The following is an 18,141-nucleotide window of genomic DNA, read 5'->3' on the forward strand; positions in this document are numbered from 1 at the left end:
TTTCCTGCGGGGGAACTGGCAAGCCTCCTCAGTCGTTAACTCCTTGTGGGGTCTCGCCTAGCTCCTTCTCCCGCGGGAGTCTCGTCGTTTCCTCCGCCACCCCAACGATATTTAGTGAACAGACCCTGCTATAGAAGATAGGAGCCAAGCTGTATGTGCTTTAAATGCTTCTATAACAGGGTTCCTACACGTAAACAAATAGTAAAAATCAAGGTGGATTATAGGTGATCCTCAGAGAACTTCGAGCTCTCAATAATCGCAAAAGGGGCGGAAGGGAACGGCGAAGACTCCTGCGGGATAAACATGACAGGTGAGGCCCCGGAAGGCGCCAGCCTGAGGAGACTCAGCGCATGCCCGCGGAAAGCGAGTCGTTCCCTGGAGCCCCTTCTCCACACAATATCTCGAATTCGAGTCTTCAACTACCCGGCCCTATAGCTTAATAAGCCTTTTAAAAAAATCCATCACGATAAGGTGGTGACTTGTTCAGACAACTGCAGAGGAACATCTGTATTCTTCATTACATCGTCAGCTGTATAAGGTGCCATCACTTCTTTTAACAAAAGTCCTTCCTCCGTGACCTCTATAACAGCCCGGTCGGTGATAATGATATCCACACAGGCTTTAGCCGTTAAAGGGAGATGGCACTCGGGTACTATTTTGGGTTCTCCATGCTTGTTTACATGGCTCATCAGTACAATGACCTTCTTAGCTTTTTGTGCAAGCTCCATGGCTCCGCCGATCCCCGGCACCCGTTTTCCCGGCACAATCCAGTTCGCCAGATCCCCCTGTTCGCTGACTTCCAGACCTCCTAAAATAGTAATATCCAGATTTCCTGATCGAATAATGCCAAAGGCGGTCGCGCTGTCAAAATAAGAAGCACCCGGTACGATACTTACTGGAAAACCAGCTGCATTGCAGAGCATTGGGTTTTCCTCTCCCTCTTCAGGAGACTCTCCCATGCCAAGTACTCCGTTCTCCGCTTGGAACATGACCTGCATATCAGCCGGGATATGATTGGAAACGAGGGAAGGTATACCAATTCCCAGATTGACGATCATCCCGGGTTCTATTTCCTTGGCCGCCCGCCTGGCCATTCGATTGCGAAGATCTACTCCCATGCCCATGTCCAGTTCACCCCTTTACTTTGAATAATCAAATCAACGAAAATCCCGGGTGTTACCACGCATTCAGGATCTAATTCACCTGCAGGGACGATCTCTTCGACCTCCGCAATCGTGTAGTCCCCTGCCATAGCAACAAGAGGGCTCGTATTTCTGGCACTTGTATCGTACACAAGGTTGCCAAAAGTGTCTGCTTTTTTTGCATAGACAATGGAAACTTCAGCTCTGAGTGGTGTTTCTAGAAGGCACGTTTTTCCATCAACCATTACCTTTTGTTTCCCCTCTTCCACCATACTTCCAAGTCCTACATCCACTAAAATCCCTTTCAAACCTACACCGCCCGCTCGGATTCGCTCAGCTAGTGTGCCCTGCGGAGAGAATTCCACCTCTAACTTTCCATCCGTCATTAATTGACCCGCCACAGGATTGGAGCCGATGTGTGAGGCAATGAGCTTTGTCGCAAGCCCCCGGCTAACAATACGGCCGATGCCGATATCAGGAAAAGCAGCATCATTTCCTATCAGTGTAAGATCCTTGATTCCCTTTTCTAAAATGGCTTCAATTAACGTTGGCGGGTTTCCGATACCTCCAAAACCACCGAACATCAGCGTGCTGCTATCATGAATATGGAACAAAGCTTCATCTCTAGTTCCTAATTTATTCACGGATTTTTGCGTACCTTTTTGCATCTTCACTCCTCCTATCCAGTCGAATCCATGTATCCCTTCAGCATCAAATCTCGTTGAACTTCTTGAATAGACTCTTGAAGCAGCTTTACTAAAGTGTCCATTTCCTGCTTATTGATCGTTAATGGAGGAGAGACAATAATAGCATCTCCGTCGCCTCCTTCAATTCCTGCTGAAGAGGGGTAAATCAACAGTCCTTTATCCCTGGCTTTTTCAACCACGAGCCGGGTCAGGTTCAAATGTTTAGGGAATGGCGTCTTTGTAAACAAATGAGAAACAAATTCAATTCCTATCAGTAACCCTTTCCCGCGTACATCTCCAACGATCGGCGTCGTAAGTGCCATATTTCTCAACTGATTTACTAAATACTCACCGTTTTCAGCGGAACGAGAGACCAGCTGGTGTTTTTCGATAAAGGTGATAACAGCTAGAGCTGCAGCCGAAGACTGGGGGTTGGCACTGTAGGTATGACCTCCGATAATCGCTTTTGACCCTTTACGTATTGGTCCCAATACCCGCCCGTGGATAAGAGCGGCGGCGATTGGTGTATAGCCTGCACTCATTCCTTTTCCAAGTGTAAGAATATCCGGCTTAACTCCGTAATGCTCCATTGCGAACATTTTTCCGGTCCGGCCAATTCCTGTCATGACTTCATCAGCAATAAATAACACCTGATGATGGTCACAAATTTCTTTAATCCGTTTGTAGTACTCAACAGAAGGAACAATGACTCCTCCAGCTGCCCCTATAATGGGTTCCGCTATGAACGCTGCGACCTGTTCAGCACCAGTCTGGCGAATGGCTGCGTCCAGTTCATCCGCACATTTTATTTCATAATCGCTGCAAGACTCCTGAGTGGGCCGCCGGTAGCAGTAGGGGGGCGAAATACCTGGATAATCTTCTAACATTGGTGTAAACCGTTTCCTTCGTTCCGTATGGCCTGACATGGAAAGTGCCCCCATGGTGATCCCGTGGTAACTGGTCCAGCGTGAAATGATTTTATGCTTCTGGTGCATCCCTTGCTCCTGCCAATACTGCACAGCAATTTTCAAGGCCGTTTCATTTGCTTCCGATCCACTATTTACAAAAAAAGAATAATAGGGATCGTCCGCACCAAAAGCAAGATCATTTAATTTTTCCGCCAGCTTCTCAGCTGGTTGGGAAGTGAACTGAGAACGGTAAACAAAGGAAATATTCCTTGCCTGTTCAGTCACCGCCTCCACAATCTCAGGCACGGCATGACCGATACTTGCGGTAACCGCTCCAGAGGAACCATCTAAATATTTGTTACCATGCTCGTCATATATGAAGACCCCCTCCCCATATGCAGCTACTGGATAAACGTCTTCAAACGCCGGCTTAATCAACCATGAATCGTTCATTTTTCTGCCTCCCTCCCAATACCACAACTTACTCCATTCACATTGTTGTAAAAGATTACTATTACATATAGTTTATGTTAATTTACTGTTCATTTATATTCGTCTTTATCATGTAATTCACACCTTTTTTATTGTACGCTTTGTATAATAAATAAAAGGATTATCTATTTTTAGAAAGGCTCAGTTAAAGTTTATTGTTGATTTTTCATAAAAGGCTTGTTACGCAACAGGGCCGGTTTGTTGAAGACTCAGATTCAAGATAAATTGAGTCCGTTACGATATGAGAAGGGGCTGGTGGGGAAATAACTCGCTTTCCTATGGGGGAACGGGGAGCTTCCTCGCTCGTTTCACTCCCTGCGGGATCTCACCTAGTCCCTTCTCCCATGGGAGTCTCCCCATTTCCCCACCAGCCCACGGACACTTTTACAGGAGAGATTGCACTCCTTCTTATCGGTCCTAAATGCTTTTATGACAAGCTATTTCACATTGTTATAGCATGAAATAGCTTCATTATCACAAGCTTTTTTCTCATCAATCCGTCGATGTCTTAAATGGTTTCGATCATCTGATTCGGCAAGGTCCTGAGGGGGGATGATGTAGACTCCTGTGGGATAAAAATGACAGGGGAGACCCCGGAAGGCGAAGTCTGAGGAGGCTCCGCGCATTCCCACGGAAAGCGAAATCATCCCCCGAAGGACTTTCCTCTCCACCTAAATATCTCGAAACTGAGTCTTACTGAAACTGGAGCTTTACCTTAAAATCAACATTGAGGGTTAACAAAGCCTTTAGAAAAGATGAATGAATGGATCTTTATACAGAGTGGTGAAAGAAGGGGGATATAAACGTGAGCATTACGGTTTACGAAGCTTTACGGCTTCCGGGTCTCTCGTCAGCGAGGCTCATCGCAGGACAAGGCGGCACCCATAACTTGATTAAATGGGTGACAACCGTTGAGGTCATTGAAGACATCAGCCGGCTTCAGGAAGGGGAATTTTTAGTTACCACTGGATATGGATTGGATGAGCATAGTGAGCATTTTCAAAAGCTATTGGCCATGAAGAAACTATCTGGCGCAGCCATCTACACCGGTTTTTATCTAAAGGATATTCCTCAGGCGTTTAAGGATATAGCGAACCATAATGATCTGCCTTTAATCGAACTTCCTACCGATCTCAACTTTTCCAGTATTACAAAAAGTATTTTAGAACAGATTGTTAATAAACAAATGGAGTTAATCTCGTCGTCTCTGGATTTTCATAAACAATTAACCCAGCTCGTGGTAAAAAACGAAGGAAAGCCCAGCATTTCTGATCGACTTTCTCTTTTAACCGGCACCTCTATATTTATCATTGATGAGTCAGGTGAACTTTCCTATTCTGTGCAGAAGCATGAATCGATCAGAATTGATGAAACAGAACTCATAGTGCATCATGATGCTTTACCTTACAAAGACCTATCAGAAAAGTGCCAGTTAAAAAGGCAGCCCTTAGAGCTGGAGCTGCATAGATTTAAGATTCTCTTCTACCCTATTTCGGCTAATGAAAAAAACTACGGGTGCCTGATTGCTATTAAAGAACTTGATGAATGGAGCGAGCTTCATATAAGTACGCTGGAGCATGCCGCTGCCGTGTTTGCCATTGAATACTTGAAAGAAGAGGCCGTTTTACAAACCCAGCACCGGCTCCGGGGAGAGTTTCTCGAGCAGCTGATCAACAAGAATTTTCAAACTTCCTCGATGGCGTTGGAACGGGGAAAGAAACTAGGATTTGATCTCTCCCTGAGTCAGGCCATCCTTTACGTAAAACTGGAAAACATTAAAGACAGCAGTCACTTTAAGAAAAGCATGGATCTTCTTAACGATCTTGCTCGCACGGAATTGGAGAAGCAGGACCGCCAGTTTGTAATTAGAGAACGGCTCGAAGGGTTAATGATTCTTTTTGAAGTGAAAGAGGGAAGAAATAAAAACTGGAAACAGGATAGCCTTAAGACAGCCGGGATCTTACATCGTTTATGGAAACAAAAGCTGCCGCGAACTCATGTCACGGTCGGGGTTGGCAGAACATATGCAGAGGTCAGCCTGCTGAATCAGAGTGCTGTAGAAGCTGAATATGCAGCCGACCTTCATACCCTCCTATTTATGGAGAAAGAAATCATCCATTATGACGACCTGGCTTCCTTTCACTTACTGCTTCAAATGAAAGAAGCCGGACTCAGTCTCAAACAGTTCTACGAGGAGCAAATAGGCAACTTATTAATTAAGAGTAAACAGGGCATTGATCTTATTCACACACTCGAAGCTTTCTTTAAACATAACAACCATATTCAGGCGACTGCATCAGAGCTGTTCATCCACCGTCACACCTTGAAATATCGTTTAAACCTTATTGAGGAGCGAAGCGGCTATCATCTGGATTCAGCCGATGACCGGTTAAAGCTTCAGCTGGCGATGGCAGCCTATAAATTGGAGCAATATTATCAGCAATAATGAAAATATAATCAGCCGCTTGAATAAAGGCTGGGTTCCCATAAAACGGAACCCAGCCCTCTCCTGAAGATATTGTTTATACACTATTGCTCAATCTGATCCACAGCAATAGCGGGAACAGTAATCTCTCCACCCATGGTCGATTCATAGGTTAAGAGACCAAGCGAAATTCCCATTATTGTAATCTTGTCATCTTCTAATATGCGTGAATTAATAATACCGGAATCATAAGAAACAAAGATGACTTGATCATAATCATCATCAACGGCAATCCTTAATTGTGTTTCTTCTCCTTCTGCTTCAATCACTTGAATAACTTTACCTGAAAGCTTAACCTTTTCTCCTTCATAATCATCAGGTGTGCGGGCTAATTGTTCAAACGTGTTACCTGTCTCGTACCCTTTCTTAGCTTCTTCCTCCGCCTCTTTCCTTGCTTTCTCTTCTTCAGCTTCCTGCTTTGCTTTTTCTTCGGCGGCTTTCTTTTCAGCTGCTGCTTCTTCAGCTTCCTGCTTTTTCTTCTCTTCAGCTAACTTCCGTTCTTTCTCTTTTTCACTTAGTTTAAACCATGGCTCTGCTTCTGCTAATTTAGCTTCAAGTTCTGCGATAGTTTGATCTTTTTGATTGACCTCTTCTTCTAGTGAGACGACTTTATTATTAAGACTTTCACTTTCGGCAGTATTTCCAGAAGCCATCCCAATCATAATAAAAATTACAATAGCACTGCCGCTAATCCACAACCAGACTTTTTTCTTTTTCTTTTTTGTTTCCAAAATTCATCCCCCTAAGACTAAAGACTTAATGATTCTATAGTATTATCGGCTAACATCCGAGGAATTCCACATTTAAATACTTATCTTCAATAAAACGCTCAGTTAAATCTGAGGGGTAAAATAGGTTTAAAATAATGGGGGCCACAACGATAAAGGGATCAGGTTGTTCGGTAATATTAAAAATCTATCATAGTCTATAATAGAGAAAACAAAAAAGGCTGCCTCCAAAGAGACAGCCTTTCCACATAAAATTAACTTTTCACTTTCTCATGAGACTCTACCAGCTCAGTAATTAATTCCATCACATCGTCTTTCAAGTCCTCACGTTCCAATGCAATTTCAATGGTGGTTTTGATAAAGCCGAGCTTCTCACCCACATCGTAGCGGGCCCCTTCAAAGTCATAAGCAAACACGCGTTGAATCGTATTCAGGCGCTGGATGGCATCCGTTAACTGAACTTCGTCGCCGGCCCCTTTCTCTTGCTTATCCAGATACATCATAATCTCCGGTGTAAGAACGTAGCGCCCCATGATCGCAAGGTTAGATGGCGCCTGCCCTTTAGGAGGTTTCTCTACGAAATTTTTCACGCCGTACAAACGGCCATTTTTATTTTCAGGGTCTATAATCCCATAACGATGCGTCTGATCCTCTTCTACTTGCTGAACTCCAATAACAGAAGAGCGCGTCTCTTCATATTGATCCATCAACTGCTTCAGTCCCGGTTCTTCCGAGCGGATGATGTCATCACCTAGAAGAACGGCGAACGGTTCATCTCCAATGAACTTACGGGCACACCACACAGCATGTCCCAGACCTTTAGGCTCTTTTTGACGAATGTAGTGAATATCTACATTCGAGGTTTCGTTCACCTTGTCGAGCATTTCAAATTTCTCTTTGCTCATTAAGTTGTCTTCCAATTCGAAGTTTTTATCGAAATGGTCTTCAATCGCACGCTTCCCTTTACCTGTCACGATAATAATATCCTCAATGCCGGATTTAATTGCTTCTTCCACTATGTATTGAATAGTTGGTTTATCTACAATTGGCAGCATTTCTTTCGGCATGGCTTTTGTCGCAGGGAGAAACCTTGTCCCCAACCCTGCTGCCGGAATAATCGCTTTTTTTATTTTCCCCATTCATTTATTCCACCTTTAATATGAATTTTGTCTAACTTTAGTATAATTTAAAAGGCAGATTATAACAAACTGAATTTTTTATGGTAAAAAAGACTTAAAATACAATCGTTTTATTTTCATGCACAATGACCCGGTCTTCAATATCCCACTTAACCGCCCGGGTTAGCACACTTCGCTCAATTAAACGCCCTTTTTTCTTTAAATCTCGCACGCCGTTCCGGTGATCGACCCGGATCACATCCTGTTCTATTATCGGCCCTTCATCCAGATCATCTGTGACATAATGAGAAGTGGCGCCTATCAGCTTAACGCCGCGCTCGTAAGCACGCTTGTGCGGGCTTGCTCCGATAAACGCCGGCAGGAACGAGTGGTGAATGTTGATAATCTTGGATGGATGCGCCGCCACGAAATCCGGCGTTAAAATCTGCATATAACGAGCAAGAACAATCACGTCCACCTCATACTCTTCTAAGAGCTTCAGCTGCTCAGCTTCGACTTCTTTTCGAATATCTTTATTTGCTGGAATATAGTAAAACGGAATCCCAAATGACTCCACAATTTCCCTTCCAGTTTCATGGTTACTAATCACAAGAGCAATGTCAGTCATCAAGTCGCCGCTCTCCCATTGGTAAAGAAGCTCCCTTAGACAGTGAACTTCTTTAGAAGCAAAAATCGCTGTTTTCTTTAAGTTGGATAAAAAAGTGAGCTTCCACTTCATTGAAAATTGCTCGCCAATATCGTTGAAAGCTTCTCTGATTTCCTCTTCCTTTTCTTTCATACCAGGGGATTCAAATACGATCCGCAGGAAAAACGTACCCTCGCTTGGATCCGTTGTATATTGACTGGATTCCACAATATTTGCTCCCTGTTCGAACAAAAATGTAGAAATGGCTGAAACGATGCCTGGCTGGTCGCTGCAGCTGACCAACAGCCGTGCTTTATTTTGATTATTAGTTAAGTATTGCTGGATTTGTTCGTTGTTGTATGAAGACATAGACTACCTCACCTTTTATTCATTGTTTCCTTCATTATAGAGGAGGGTGATTCGATTGAAAAGGTAAGCATTATTTTTTCAACCAGAACCTTTTTAACACATTTCCATCTTCTTCTATGTAGTCTTCATCAGGATTTCCACCGTTATTGAGAATGGTGTTAAAAGAGGCTGTATTCCATTCATCACATACAACAAGGGCCTCGTTTATTCCTAAGCCGTTCGCTTTCTCAAGAGATAGCTCCAGAAGCTTACTTGCGTATCCCTTTCTTCTTTCTGAAGGCCGGATACCGTACCCGATATGGCCGCCACTATTCCGAAGCAGCTCAGTTAGATCGTGACGAATATTAACGACTCCAAGTATTTTCTTTTCAGTGTTAATCAGCCAGTAGGTAGAAGTTGGCACCCGCCCTTCCGGCAGTTTCACTCCATTCTCTTGATTGATTAAATATTGAACCATTTCTCCGAAGGGCACTGGATTCTTTTTAATGACCCAGGGCACCATTTTTTCACCACTCTCCAGCCATTCGTTATAGAAAGATAGGTACTCCTTTTCTAACTCAACAGTAGGTTTGACTAAATACAATTCCTCATTCATCTAATCCTTAACCCCTTTCCTTTTTTTGATGGTTTCAGAAAAGCTCCCATTACTTGAATACTTGAATTCGAGACATTTGTGAGAATTAGGTCCTCCGGGGGACGATTTCGCTTTCCGGCCCTGCACGACGCAGGGTCGTTCGACGTTGCCACACGAGGTGGCGTTCTTAGTCGAACCTCTTAAGTGCTGAGGCTTCCTCGGGCTTAACAGCCCTGCGGGATCTTACCGATCATGTTCATCCCGCAGGAGTCTACATCGTCCACCTCCGGATCTTGCGATATATGGAGCTCGAAAACTCATTCGAAACGCGCCGTTTATGATGGAGATAAACTTCAAGTAGTAATCGTGTACGTGTGTATAACTTCTGCTATAGAAGCATTTGAGGCAGATCAAGCCCCCCTCTATCGCCTATAGAAGGGTCCGTTCATGCTTCAATCATAGGGTGGCGAAGGAAACAAGGACACTCCCGCGGGAGAAGGAGCTAGGCGAGACCCCACAGGGAGTGACAGCGACCGAGGCTCATGGTAAAAGGAAGATCGACTAAAGTCGCCACGTCCTGTGGCAATGTCGATCGACCCTATGTCGTGTAGGGGCGCAGGAAAGCGAGTTGTTTCCGTAGCCAGCCCCTCTCTATATGGGCAACGGAAACAAGATATCTCGAAACGGAGGCTTCAACTATCCGGCCCTATAACTTAATAAGCTTGTGAATGATTAATATCCCTTCTTCTCTACAGGAAGGCAGCTACTAAGATCGTTAAAATGATCAGTGGCAAAAAGACAAAAACCCCTATCAGCACTTTAAGGTTTTCTGGCTTGCTTGAAAACAATAAGCCGCGAAACCCGTATACCATAAGAATCAGGAGACTGATCGATATAATCGTTATGGCAAGATACACAAACCCACTCCTCTTAGAAGAAGTCGACCATCGTTGAACACGGAGTACCATGCCTCCGTTTATACGCAAAGCAAGAGCTAGTCGACCCGCTTCGCTCCGTGATATTTCGGTGCCCAGTATTCGTTTGACTTCAAGTTCGTCACTTCCACACCTTCGGCTAAGGTTACATGAACGATTTGATGATTGCCGATATAGAAAGCCGGATTCAGGTAATCGTCCTTGAAAAATACAACGTCGCCAGGCTGAAGATCATCTTTTTCTACAGGTTCACCAACCTCCCATTGTTCTTCTGCATGACGAGGAAACGACATGCCTTCCTGTTCCATAACATATTCGACGAACCCTGCTGTATCAAAGCCGGCGGGTGTGGTTCCATCTTTTTGATAGGGCACTTCTCCAATATATTTAGTGGCTTCTGAAACAATAGGATCTTCCCTGGGAATCGTCAGATCTTCAAATCGTTTTACTCCAGTGAATTTTTCCTGCCAGTATTCCCCGCTTAGATAAGAGATCGTGACTTCCTGGGTACGTGAGGCATGAAGAAATCGACCTCCTCCAATGTAAATACCATTATGAGAAATTCCGTCCCGGTATGTGTCGCTGAAAAAGATGACATCACCAGGTTGGATGTTCTCTACATCTACCTTTTCCCCCACCTGCCACTGCTGGTCAGTAGATCGGGGGAGGTAAATCCCTTTCGCTTCCTCAAATACATACTGAATGAGTCCGGAACAATCAAATGCTTCTGGCGTTTCCCCACCAAAAAGATAGGGGACTCCAAGATACTGAAGGGCTGTTTGTACAACATCTTCCTCTCTTGCAATCTCCGGAGCATCTGTTATTCTTCTAGCCAGTTCGAAATTTTCACTCCAGTAGCTGTCGCCCTCAAAAGACGTCACTTCCACTCCAGACGAAACGGTAGGGTGAATAATCTGGTCTTTTCCCATATAGATCGCCGCATGGGAAAGCCCTTCATCGTCTTTACTGAAAAAGAGCACATCACCCTCCTGCAAAGAATCGCGCTCTACCTGCTCCCCCATATTCTTCTGCTGCTCAAGCGTTCGCGGAAGTTCAAATTCCAGGACTTGCTGGAATATATATTGAATAAATCCAGAGCTATCGAACCCTTGCTTTGGAGAAGCACCTCCCTGCTCATAATCGACGCCTATATAAATTTCCGCTTCTTCTACAAGCGGATGCTTTTCACGATTATCTTCGGAAAACTGCCACACAATCAAACTGATAACCATGAGAATGATGGCTGTTATCCATTTACCACGATGCTTGCGCAATTATTGGCCTCCTTTTAAATGTAAGGCTAGTGTGTTGATGAAAATTTTACCAAAGATTGCTAGGAAAGTTTACTAATCTGTCCGGCCAATGCTCTCGGTAGTTCTTAGAAGATCTATAATGGGGAAAAGATAAAGAGTCTCTACCTGTCATTTCGGATAAATGAGACAGGAGATTAAATCCGTTTGTTCGTTTTGCATCAAGGAATAACCCCCGATAGAACTAAGCTTCCTTCATTTCTGAATGATTACGCTTACCTATACCAAAAAAAGACCGTCTCCACCGAGACAGTCTTTTCTCCTCTTTATTTATAGAGCTTTGACCAGCCCGCCATCAATCACAAGCGATTGACCGGTCAAATACGTATTTGCACCCGATGCCAGAAAAACCACCGCTTTCGCAAATTCTTCCGGCTCTCCGTAACGACCGAGCGGAATGTTCTGCTCAGCTTTCTCTCTAACTTCTTCCTCAGAAATCCCCGCTTGCTCCGCCCGCTTTTTATCTAAGGAAGCAACACGGTCAGTCGCAATCCGGCCAGGCCCGACCGTATTAATTAAAATATTATCAGGGGCGAGTTCCTGAGATAGACTTTTCGACAGTCCAACGATTCCAGCCCGGAAAGTGTTCGACAAAATCAAATTATCCAGCGTCTGCTTAATTGATGAAGAAGCGATGTTCAGTATTCTTCCACTCTTCTGCTCTCGCATAGACGGCAGCACTTCGCGAATCGTTCTGGTAAAACTGAGTAAATTGAGCTCAAACGCCTGCTGCCAATCTTCATCAGAGAAGTGATCAAACGTTCCAGCCGGGGGACCGCCTGCATTGTTAATGAGCACATCTACGGTTCCGTTCAGCTCCACGGCTTTTTGAACAAGCTGTTCGATATGCGATTTATTAGTTACGTCACAAACTTGATATTCTACATTCGGATTGCTGCTAACTTCTTTAATTTCAGCTTTTGCCTTTTCCAGTTCTGCCTCGCTGCGGCTTGATATAAGTACCTTTGCGCCTTCTTTCGCAAATTCAGTGCTGATCGCTTTTCCTAATCCCTTGCTAGAAGCAAATACGATAACAGATTTATCTTTTAAGTGGAGATCCATCTATTTCATCCTTTCTCGTTATCTTTTAAGTCTTTCACTGAATTTCGCAGAGTCGTAAATCCATCAATGTGACATTCGATTACGTCCCCATCTCTAATCACTACAGCTCCCGGTGTCCCGGTTGAGATAATATCACCTGATAGCAAGGTCATCACCTTGGAATGAAAAGATACGAGATAATCAGGGTCAAACGTCATATTATTAACTTTATTTGTACGGTGGGACCGGCCGTTAATGACCGTCGTTACATTCAGCTTCCTTACGTCTTCGATTTCTTCAGGAGTAATAAGCTCAGGACCGAAGCTAAAAAAAGTATCGAAGCTCTTTGCTCGGGTCAAATATCTGGGATTTCGTTTTAAAATATCCTCAGCAGTCATATCAATTACGGTGGTATACCCTGCGATCACTTGATCTGCTTCTTCCTCTGGAACATCTTTGCAGGTTTGCCCAATTACGATACCTAATTCCGCTTCTCCGGTCGTTCGCTCGGATTGAGAGGGAATACATATGAGATCTTCATGGCCGATAATGGTCGTGTCCGGCTTCATAAAACTGGCAGGTTCTTTTTGCGGTGCCTGCTCTTCAAGATCTGACGCATGGTCCACATAGTTCAGTCCGATTCCCCAAATTTTTCTTGGACGGCGATAGAGGGGACCTACGCTATACTTCTCCGCTATGTCTAACGATTCTTTCTCCTGTTTTGAAAGCTTATTCCACCAGTTTTTAAATCGTTCAAAGCTCTCGGATTGCAGAAGCTCATATAGATCTGTTGGCCACGCCTTATCCATCTGCTCATTAATAGCCTGAACAGTTACCACGTTCCTTTCTTCATCGAGAACGGCTGCTGTTTCTATTCCCTCTTGTTCAATTGTTAAAAAGCGCATATCCTTTCTCCTTTCATTAAAGGGCCGATCGTTCCTGCTGGATTTCGTTTGTTTTTCTAAAATTCACCGCAAGTACAAGAGCAAATACGACCAGACCAATCACATCAGTTATAAATCCTGGGTAAATCAGGAGCATGGCCCCGACCCCAGACAGCGCACGCATCCACCCAGGCACACTTTTCTTCAAATACCCTTCGGCCATAATCGATAACAAGAACACACCGATCAGGGATGTTACAGCAATCACTAAGATGTTCATAATGTTTGCATCGACCATAAGCATCTCGTGGGAGAACACAAACATGAATGGTACGATAAACCCAGCAATCGCAAGCTTCATAGCCTGGAAACCAGTTTTGTTTGGGTTCCCTCCGGCAACACCTGCTCCGGCAAAGGCCGCCAGGGCAACGGGCGGTGTGATGTTCGCAAAAATACCAAAGTAAAAGACAAACATGTGTGCTACAAAGGTTGCCGTTTCCGTGGAACCGGCGATTTCACGGTACAGAGGAAGCTGCAGCAGAATAGGTGCTGCCATCGTACTCGTAATAATATAGGTTGGGATACTAGGCAGTCCCATTCCTAAAATGATCGATGTGATCATAGTAAGCACAAGTGTGATGAGCAATTGAATCAGCGGGCTGTTCACGGCGCTTCCGATATTGACAATACTGTTGGCAATTTCCAGGGCCACACCGGTTAAGGATGCGATTCCTACCACAATTCCTACAGCCCCGCAGGCAATGGCTACTGGAACAGTCGTACGTGCCCCGTCTTCAAGAGCTTGCAGACAATCCTTAACACCTACTTCTTCCCCCTCAATTTTAAGTCGTTTTCTCCATACATTAATGAGAAGCGGTACGACTAGAATAATGAGCAGTTCCCACCAGTCACTTCTAACATTCGGAAGCGAGCTGCCGGTAAGAATTGCAGACAACTGCGGCTGAAAAATCAGGAAGAGAGCAATTGCCGTGATAATTGGGAGCATGCGCTTAGATCCTGCAATTACAACGGTCGCAATAATGGACCAGAAAGCCGCATAAAAAGGTGTTTTACCTGAGAAAAGTAAATAAAGCAGTGTAAGCATGGGAATGATTAAATGCCCGCGTTCAACAATTACACCTTTTAACGAAGGCAGTTCACTTTTTGGCAATCCTTTTAAACCGCGTTTGGCGGCACGAAAGTGAACCTGCAGAAGAATTCCGATATAAAACAGAAGCGCGGGAATAATTCCAGCGAGAATAATTTTTGTGTAAGCTACATTTAAGTTCTCAGCCATGATGAAGGCAGCGGCTCCCATAATCGGTGGTAAAATCTGACCTCCGACACTCGCTGCTGATTCGACAGCTCCGGCAAAGTTCTTATTGTAGCCGATTTTTTTCATCAAAGGGATGGTAAAGGTTCCTGTTGTAACTACGTTCGCAATCGCTGATCCATTGATGGAACCTAAGAAGCCGCTGGCAATTACGGCTACTTTGGCCGGGCCGCCTTTCGTATGACCCGCGACGGCTAAGGCAAGGTCATTAAATAATTTGCCCATGCCAGATCGGCCCAGGAAAGCACCAAATAAAATAAATAAAATGATATAACTAGCTGATACCCCAATGGCAGTACCGAGTACGCCCTCTGTAATAAACACAAGCTGAGAGATAATCTGTTTCCCCACTCCAGTGATCGTGTTCATATTGAGAACCGGATAAACCGATAGTTTCACGTAAAATCCGTATATAAGAAATCCAAGCCCTAATAAAGAGAGTCCCCAGCCTGTTACTCTCCGGGTAATATCAAATAGGAGCACGATAACCAGAATACCGACATAAAAGTCCATGTCATTAATTTGGCCACCGGACTGGATGATCCTTTCGGCAGTAACAAACATATATACCGCTACAAACAGCGAAAGAGCGGCCGTTATGTAGTCGTAAAATGGAATTCCTTTGCCCCCTTTTTTCCTTACAAAAGGATAGAGTAAAAATCCAAGGGTCATTAATGTGTATAAGTGGATACTCCGCTGCTTAATATCTACAAGCGATCCGGCGTAAGAGGTATATAAATGAAACAAGGATAAAGCAATCGCAAGGACGGATATCGTCAAGGCCACCGGTTTGGCCAAGTTTTCCCGGGTGGTACTTTCGCGGTCATAATCTTCTGCCTGTTTTGCTTTTTTCTTCACTTTTCCCTCACCTCAGCTTTACTGAAATATAAGTTTTGATGCCCTTCCAAATGGAAGAACGGTCGACCTTGATTCGATAGGAATGATTCTTCTTAAGGTCCAGGCGGTGATGCTCATATATCACACGGTGGTTCGTCTCCCTTCCTGTCCGTAAGGCTAGTTCTTTCCCAATCGTTTGAGTGATGCCTGTCATATAGACCCATCCATCTTTGAGGAAGGTGTCTTCACCCGCATCATTCGGCACTCCCGCTCCAAAGGTCTTAAAACGGGTGGCTGTCAGTTCAATCATCTCATCTTCAAGTGCAAACATTTCTTCCCAGTCTTCTTTTTCCACCGAATGTGTCCATCGAACGGAGAATTCTGCATCTTCCCTATACCAGAAGACATGTTCAGCTTCCCCTTCTGCCTCAATCACAAAGAGTGGAATCTGGACAACTTCGAGAAAGACGACAACAAAAAGAGTGACAGCCGCGATCGTAATGAATTTCCATTTCATCGTATAAAAAAGGGCACCGAATAGATGCCCTATGTCCCTTACTCTAAAATGCCCTGTTCTTCATAGAACTTCTTAGCTCCCGGGTGAAGAGGGGCCACTAAATCCTTCGCAATTTCATCACGGTCAAGCTGTTTCAACGCACCTACTGAAACGCCTTCTGTACCCAAATATTCGTAGTAACGCTTCGTCAGGTCATATACCACATCTTCACTTAAATCTGGAGAAACAATAATCATATTCTGAATCCCTACAGTTTCCACAGGGTTGTCTAAGTTATATTTGGCTTCGTTTCCAGCTTCAATTTTATTTGCTTTGTAGAAAGGATATTTATCCATCAGCTTCTTAGCTGTTTCTCCTTTAATTTCTACAAAATTAATATCTGTTTGCTGCTGAAGATCTGTAATATTGCTGTTCGGTACACCTGAGGTAAAGAAAGCCGCATCCAGGTTTCCATTTTTCATTTCCTGTACACTATCTGCGTAACCCGTGTGAGTTACCTTCGATAAATCATCATAAGTCAGTCCAACCGCTTCCAAAACTTTCTTCGCGCTTTGCTCTACACCAGAACCGACTTTTCCAACGCCAACTTTTTTACCTTTCAAATCTTCTATGGATTGAATGCCGCTGTCTTTTAGGGCAACGACCTGCACCACGTTCTGGTACATGCCGGCCATGGCCTGAACATCAACTGGATTCCCATCGAATTGTCCATTGCCTTCAATAGCTTCATATCCGACATCACTCATAATAATCGCCATCTGGTTTAATTGATCCTGGATGTTTTGGATATTGGCTACAGACGCTCCGGTCGATTCGACCGTTACATTATCAATGCTGTCGCTTTCTTCAAAAACTGGCTTTAAGGCTCCGCCAATCGGGTAGTATGTTCCTGAAGTCCCCCCTGTTCCAAGGACGATAGATTTTGAATCCGATCCGCCTGATCCAGAAGTTTCTTCCGAGCCCCCGTCTCCTCCACAGGCAGCTAATACCATCACCGAAGCAAGTGCCAGCAAAAATACTAATTTTTTAAACATTTTTTATCCTCCGTTTCTGAATTTCAATTTCTAAATTTAATGGTAACGCTTTCATATTATTTTTAGAATATTATGAACATATTGGACATTTTGGTCTTTTTGGTCACGTAGTGCACAAAAATAAAGGAGCAATTAAAAAATATTGTTGATTTTCATATAAAACTTATTAAATTATAGGGCCGGTTAGTTGAAGACTCAGTTTCGAGATAAATTGGGTCCGCTATTCTATGTGGAAGAGGGCTGGTGGGGAAATAACTCGCTTTCCTATGGGGGAACGGTGAGCTTCCTCTCTCGTTTCACTCCCTGCGGGATCTCACCTAGTCCCTTCTTCCATGGGAGTCTCGCCATTTCCCCACCAGCCCTGCTACAGGAGCAAAACGGACCCTTCTACACGAGAGAATGAACTCCTTCTCAATTAAGCATAAATGCTTGTATAACAGGACTTTTCATCGTTATAGAATGATCATAATCCCATGATTTCTTTCATAAAGCTGACGATGTCTTAAGTGATTTCAAGCTCCATATATCGCAAGGTCCGGAGGGGGACGATGTAGACTCCTGTGGGATGAACATGATCGGTAAGATCCCGGAAGGCGAAGCCTGAGGAAGCTTACCACATAAGAGGTTCAACTAAGAACGCCACCTCGTGTGGCAATGTCGAACGACCCTGCGTCGTGCAGGGCCGGAAAGCGAAATCGTCCCCCGCAGGACCTAATTTCCACAAAAGTCTCGAAATCGAGTCTTCTAGTAACGGGAGCTTTACTGTAAGATCAACATGGGAATCTAACAAAGAGAAAATCGAGTAGGAGGAGGTGACTAACCTCCGTCCTCTCACACCACCGTACGTACGGTTCCGTATACGGCGGTTTCATAAAATTCAACGTGCATTCAATGATTTCAAACCCATACGTTGCCAATAATGGTCATTGAGTGTGCGATGGAGAATTGGGCTACTGGCTATACGCCAGTAGCCTTTTCTTGTATTTCCCCATTCGAAGGCTTTCGCCTTTGTCACTCCCAATGCTATTAAATTATTCACTTTTGTCTTAGGCAATTTCCATTCTTTCCATCGAATCATCCGGAGCCTTCTCCTCAACCATTC

Annotated in this window: 15 protein-coding genes and 1 pseudogene; 1 reads left to right on the forward strand and 15 read right to left on the reverse strand. The window is 44.3% G+C overall.

All coding sequences use genetic code 11. The features are described from left to right. Nucleotides 1-461 precede the first annotated feature (461 nt). From BMZ06_RS18665 to BMZ06_RS18675, 3 genes are read right to left on the reverse strand one after another with little or no spacing between them, the layout of a single operon-like run. Nucleotides 462-1,124 (reverse strand): 3-oxoacid CoA-transferase subunit B, encoded by a 663-nt coding sequence (locus tag BMZ06_RS18665; RefSeq protein WP_089754465.1) that lies wholly within the window; start codon nucleotides 1,122-1,124, stop codon nucleotides 462-464. After that, nucleotides 1,109-1,810 (reverse strand): CoA transferase subunit A, encoded by a 702-nt coding sequence (locus tag BMZ06_RS18670; protein WP_089754467.1) that lies wholly within the window; start codon nucleotides 1,808-1,810, stop codon nucleotides 1,109-1,111. The genes BMZ06_RS18665 and BMZ06_RS18670 overlap by 16 nt, the downstream gene beginning before the upstream one ends. Before the next feature lie 11 nt (nucleotides 1,811-1,821). Then, entirely contained in the window at nucleotides 1,822-3,189 is a 1,368-nt protein-coding gene (locus tag BMZ06_RS18675) for an aspartate aminotransferase family protein (RefSeq protein ID WP_089754469.1), read from the reverse strand. An 844-nt stretch (nucleotides 3,190-4,033) separates the two neighbouring features. Between BMZ06_RS18675 and BMZ06_RS18685 the strand changes: the two genes are divergently transcribed. Next, nucleotides 4,034-5,674 (forward strand): PucR family transcriptional regulator, encoded by a 1,641-nt coding sequence (locus BMZ06_RS18685; protein WP_089754473.1) that lies wholly within the window; start codon nucleotides 4,034-4,036, stop codon nucleotides 5,672-5,674. 83 nt (nucleotides 5,675-5,757) lie between these two features. On the opposite strand, the gene BMZ06_RS18690 is transcribed toward BMZ06_RS18685, so the two are convergent. The 12 genes and pseudogenes from BMZ06_RS18690 to BMZ06_RS18740 all read right to left on the reverse strand — a co-directional run. Continuing rightward, nucleotides 5,758-6,444, reverse strand: a complete 687-nt coding sequence (locus tag BMZ06_RS18690) for a toxin regulator (RefSeq protein WP_245756043.1) — start codon at nucleotides 6,442-6,444, stop codon at nucleotides 5,758-5,760. A gap of 251 nt (nucleotides 6,445-6,695) precedes the next feature. Further along, on the reverse strand, nucleotides 6,696-7,580 hold the full coding sequence (galU, locus tag BMZ06_RS18695) for a UTP--glucose-1-phosphate uridylyltransferase GalU (RefSeq protein ID WP_089754477.1): 885 nt from the start codon (nucleotides 7,578-7,580) through the stop codon (nucleotides 6,696-6,698). 94 nt (nucleotides 7,581-7,674) lie between these two features. After that, complete coding sequence (gene purU, locus BMZ06_RS18700) at nucleotides 7,675-8,574, reverse strand: formyltetrahydrofolate deformylase (RefSeq protein WP_089754478.1); 900 nt, start codon at nucleotides 8,572-8,574, stop codon at nucleotides 7,675-7,677. A gap of 70 nt (nucleotides 8,575-8,644) precedes the next feature. Next, complete coding sequence (locus tag BMZ06_RS18705) at nucleotides 8,645-9,169, reverse strand: GNAT family N-acetyltransferase (protein WP_089754481.1); 525 nt, start codon at nucleotides 9,167-9,169, stop codon at nucleotides 8,645-8,647. 728 nt (nucleotides 9,170-9,897) lie between these two features. Next, nucleotides 9,898-10,065, reverse strand: coding sequence for a hypothetical protein (locus BMZ06_RS20875; RefSeq protein WP_175477931.1), 168 nt, complete (start codon nucleotides 10,063-10,065; stop codon nucleotides 9,898-9,900). A 77-nt stretch (nucleotides 10,066-10,142) separates the two neighbouring features. Further along, nucleotides 10,143-11,357, reverse strand: a complete 1,215-nt coding sequence (locus tag BMZ06_RS18710) for a C40 family peptidase (protein WP_089754482.1) — start codon at nucleotides 11,355-11,357, stop codon at nucleotides 10,143-10,145. Between the two features lie 306 nt (nucleotides 11,358-11,663). Further along, the gene (locus tag BMZ06_RS18715; protein WP_089754484.1) at nucleotides 11,664-12,455 is read right to left on the reverse strand and encodes an SDR family oxidoreductase; all 792 of its coding nucleotides are present in this window, start codon (nucleotides 12,453-12,455) and stop codon (nucleotides 11,664-11,666) included. 5 nt (nucleotides 12,456-12,460) lie between these two features. After that, nucleotides 12,461-13,339: a fumarylacetoacetate hydrolase family protein gene (locus BMZ06_RS18720; protein WP_089754486.1), complete on the reverse strand. Its 879-nt coding sequence runs from the start codon at nucleotides 13,337-13,339 to the stop codon at nucleotides 12,461-12,463. Nucleotides 13,340-13,355: 16 nt separating this feature from the next. Then, nucleotides 13,356-15,509: a TRAP transporter permease gene (locus BMZ06_RS18725; RefSeq protein WP_089754489.1), complete on the reverse strand. Its 2,154-nt coding sequence runs from the start codon at nucleotides 15,507-15,509 to the stop codon at nucleotides 13,356-13,358. 7 nt (nucleotides 15,510-15,516) lie between these two features. Next, nucleotides 15,517-16,005 carry a DUF1850 domain-containing protein gene (locus tag BMZ06_RS18730; protein ID WP_089754490.1) on the reverse strand — a complete coding sequence of 163 codons (489 nt, stop codon included), beginning with the start codon at nucleotides 16,003-16,005 and terminating at the stop codon, nucleotides 15,517-15,519. Between the two features lie 38 nt (nucleotides 16,006-16,043). After that, nucleotides 16,044-17,039 (reverse strand): TAXI family TRAP transporter solute-binding subunit, encoded by a 996-nt coding sequence (locus BMZ06_RS18735; RefSeq protein ID WP_089754492.1) that lies wholly within the window; start codon nucleotides 17,037-17,039, stop codon nucleotides 16,044-16,046. 877 nt (nucleotides 17,040-17,916) lie between these two features. Beyond that, nucleotides 17,917-18,141, reverse strand: a pseudogene (locus BMZ06_RS18740) (group II intron maturase-specific domain-containing protein); the annotation flags it as partial.

Origin of the sequence: Halobacillus alkaliphilus, from assembly GCF_900113125.1 — a bacterium.
In the GTDB taxonomy this organism is placed as follows: domain Bacteria; phylum Bacillota; class Bacilli; order Bacillales; family Halobacillaceae; genus Halobacillus; species Halobacillus alkaliphilus.

What these genes read in the sequence shown, in the direction of transcription:
- BMZ06_RS18665 (WP_089754465.1), bottom strand. Translation starts at nt 1,124, where the DNA reads ATGGGCATGGGAGTAGATCTTCGCAATCGAATGGCCAGGCGGGCGGCC.
- BMZ06_RS18670 (WP_089754467.1), bottom strand. Translation starts at nt 1,810, where the DNA reads ATGCAAAAAGGTACGCAAAAATCCGTGAATAAATTAGGAACTAGAGAT.
- BMZ06_RS18675 (WP_089754469.1), bottom strand. Translation starts at nt 3,189, where the DNA reads ATGAACGATTCATGGTTGATTAAGCCGGCGTTTGAAGACGTTTATCCA.
- galU (WP_089754477.1), bottom strand. Translation starts at nt 7,580, where the DNA reads ATGGGGAAAATAAAAAAAGCGATTATTCCGGCAGCAGGGTTGGGGACA.
- purU (WP_089754478.1), bottom strand. Translation starts at nt 8,574, where the DNA reads ATGTCTTCATACAACAACGAACAAATCCAGCAATACTTAACTAATAAT.
- BMZ06_RS18705 (WP_089754481.1), bottom strand. Translation starts at nt 9,169, where the DNA reads ATGAATGAGGAATTGTATTTAGTCAAACCTACTGTTGAGTTAGAAAAG.
- BMZ06_RS18715 (WP_089754484.1), bottom strand. Translation starts at nt 12,455, where the DNA reads ATGGATCTCCACTTAAAAGATAAATCTGTTATCGTATTTGCTTCTAGC.
- BMZ06_RS18720 (WP_089754486.1), bottom strand. Translation starts at nt 13,339, where the DNA reads ATGCGCTTTTTAACAATTGAACAAGAGGGAATAGAAACAGCAGCCGTT.
- BMZ06_RS18730 (WP_089754490.1), bottom strand. Translation starts at nt 16,005, where the DNA reads ATGAAATGGAAATTCATTACGATCGCGGCTGTCACTCTTTTTGTTGTC.
- BMZ06_RS18735 (WP_089754492.1), bottom strand. Translation starts at nt 17,039, where the DNA reads ATGTTTAAAAAATTAGTATTTTTGCTGGCACTTGCTTCGGTGATGGTA.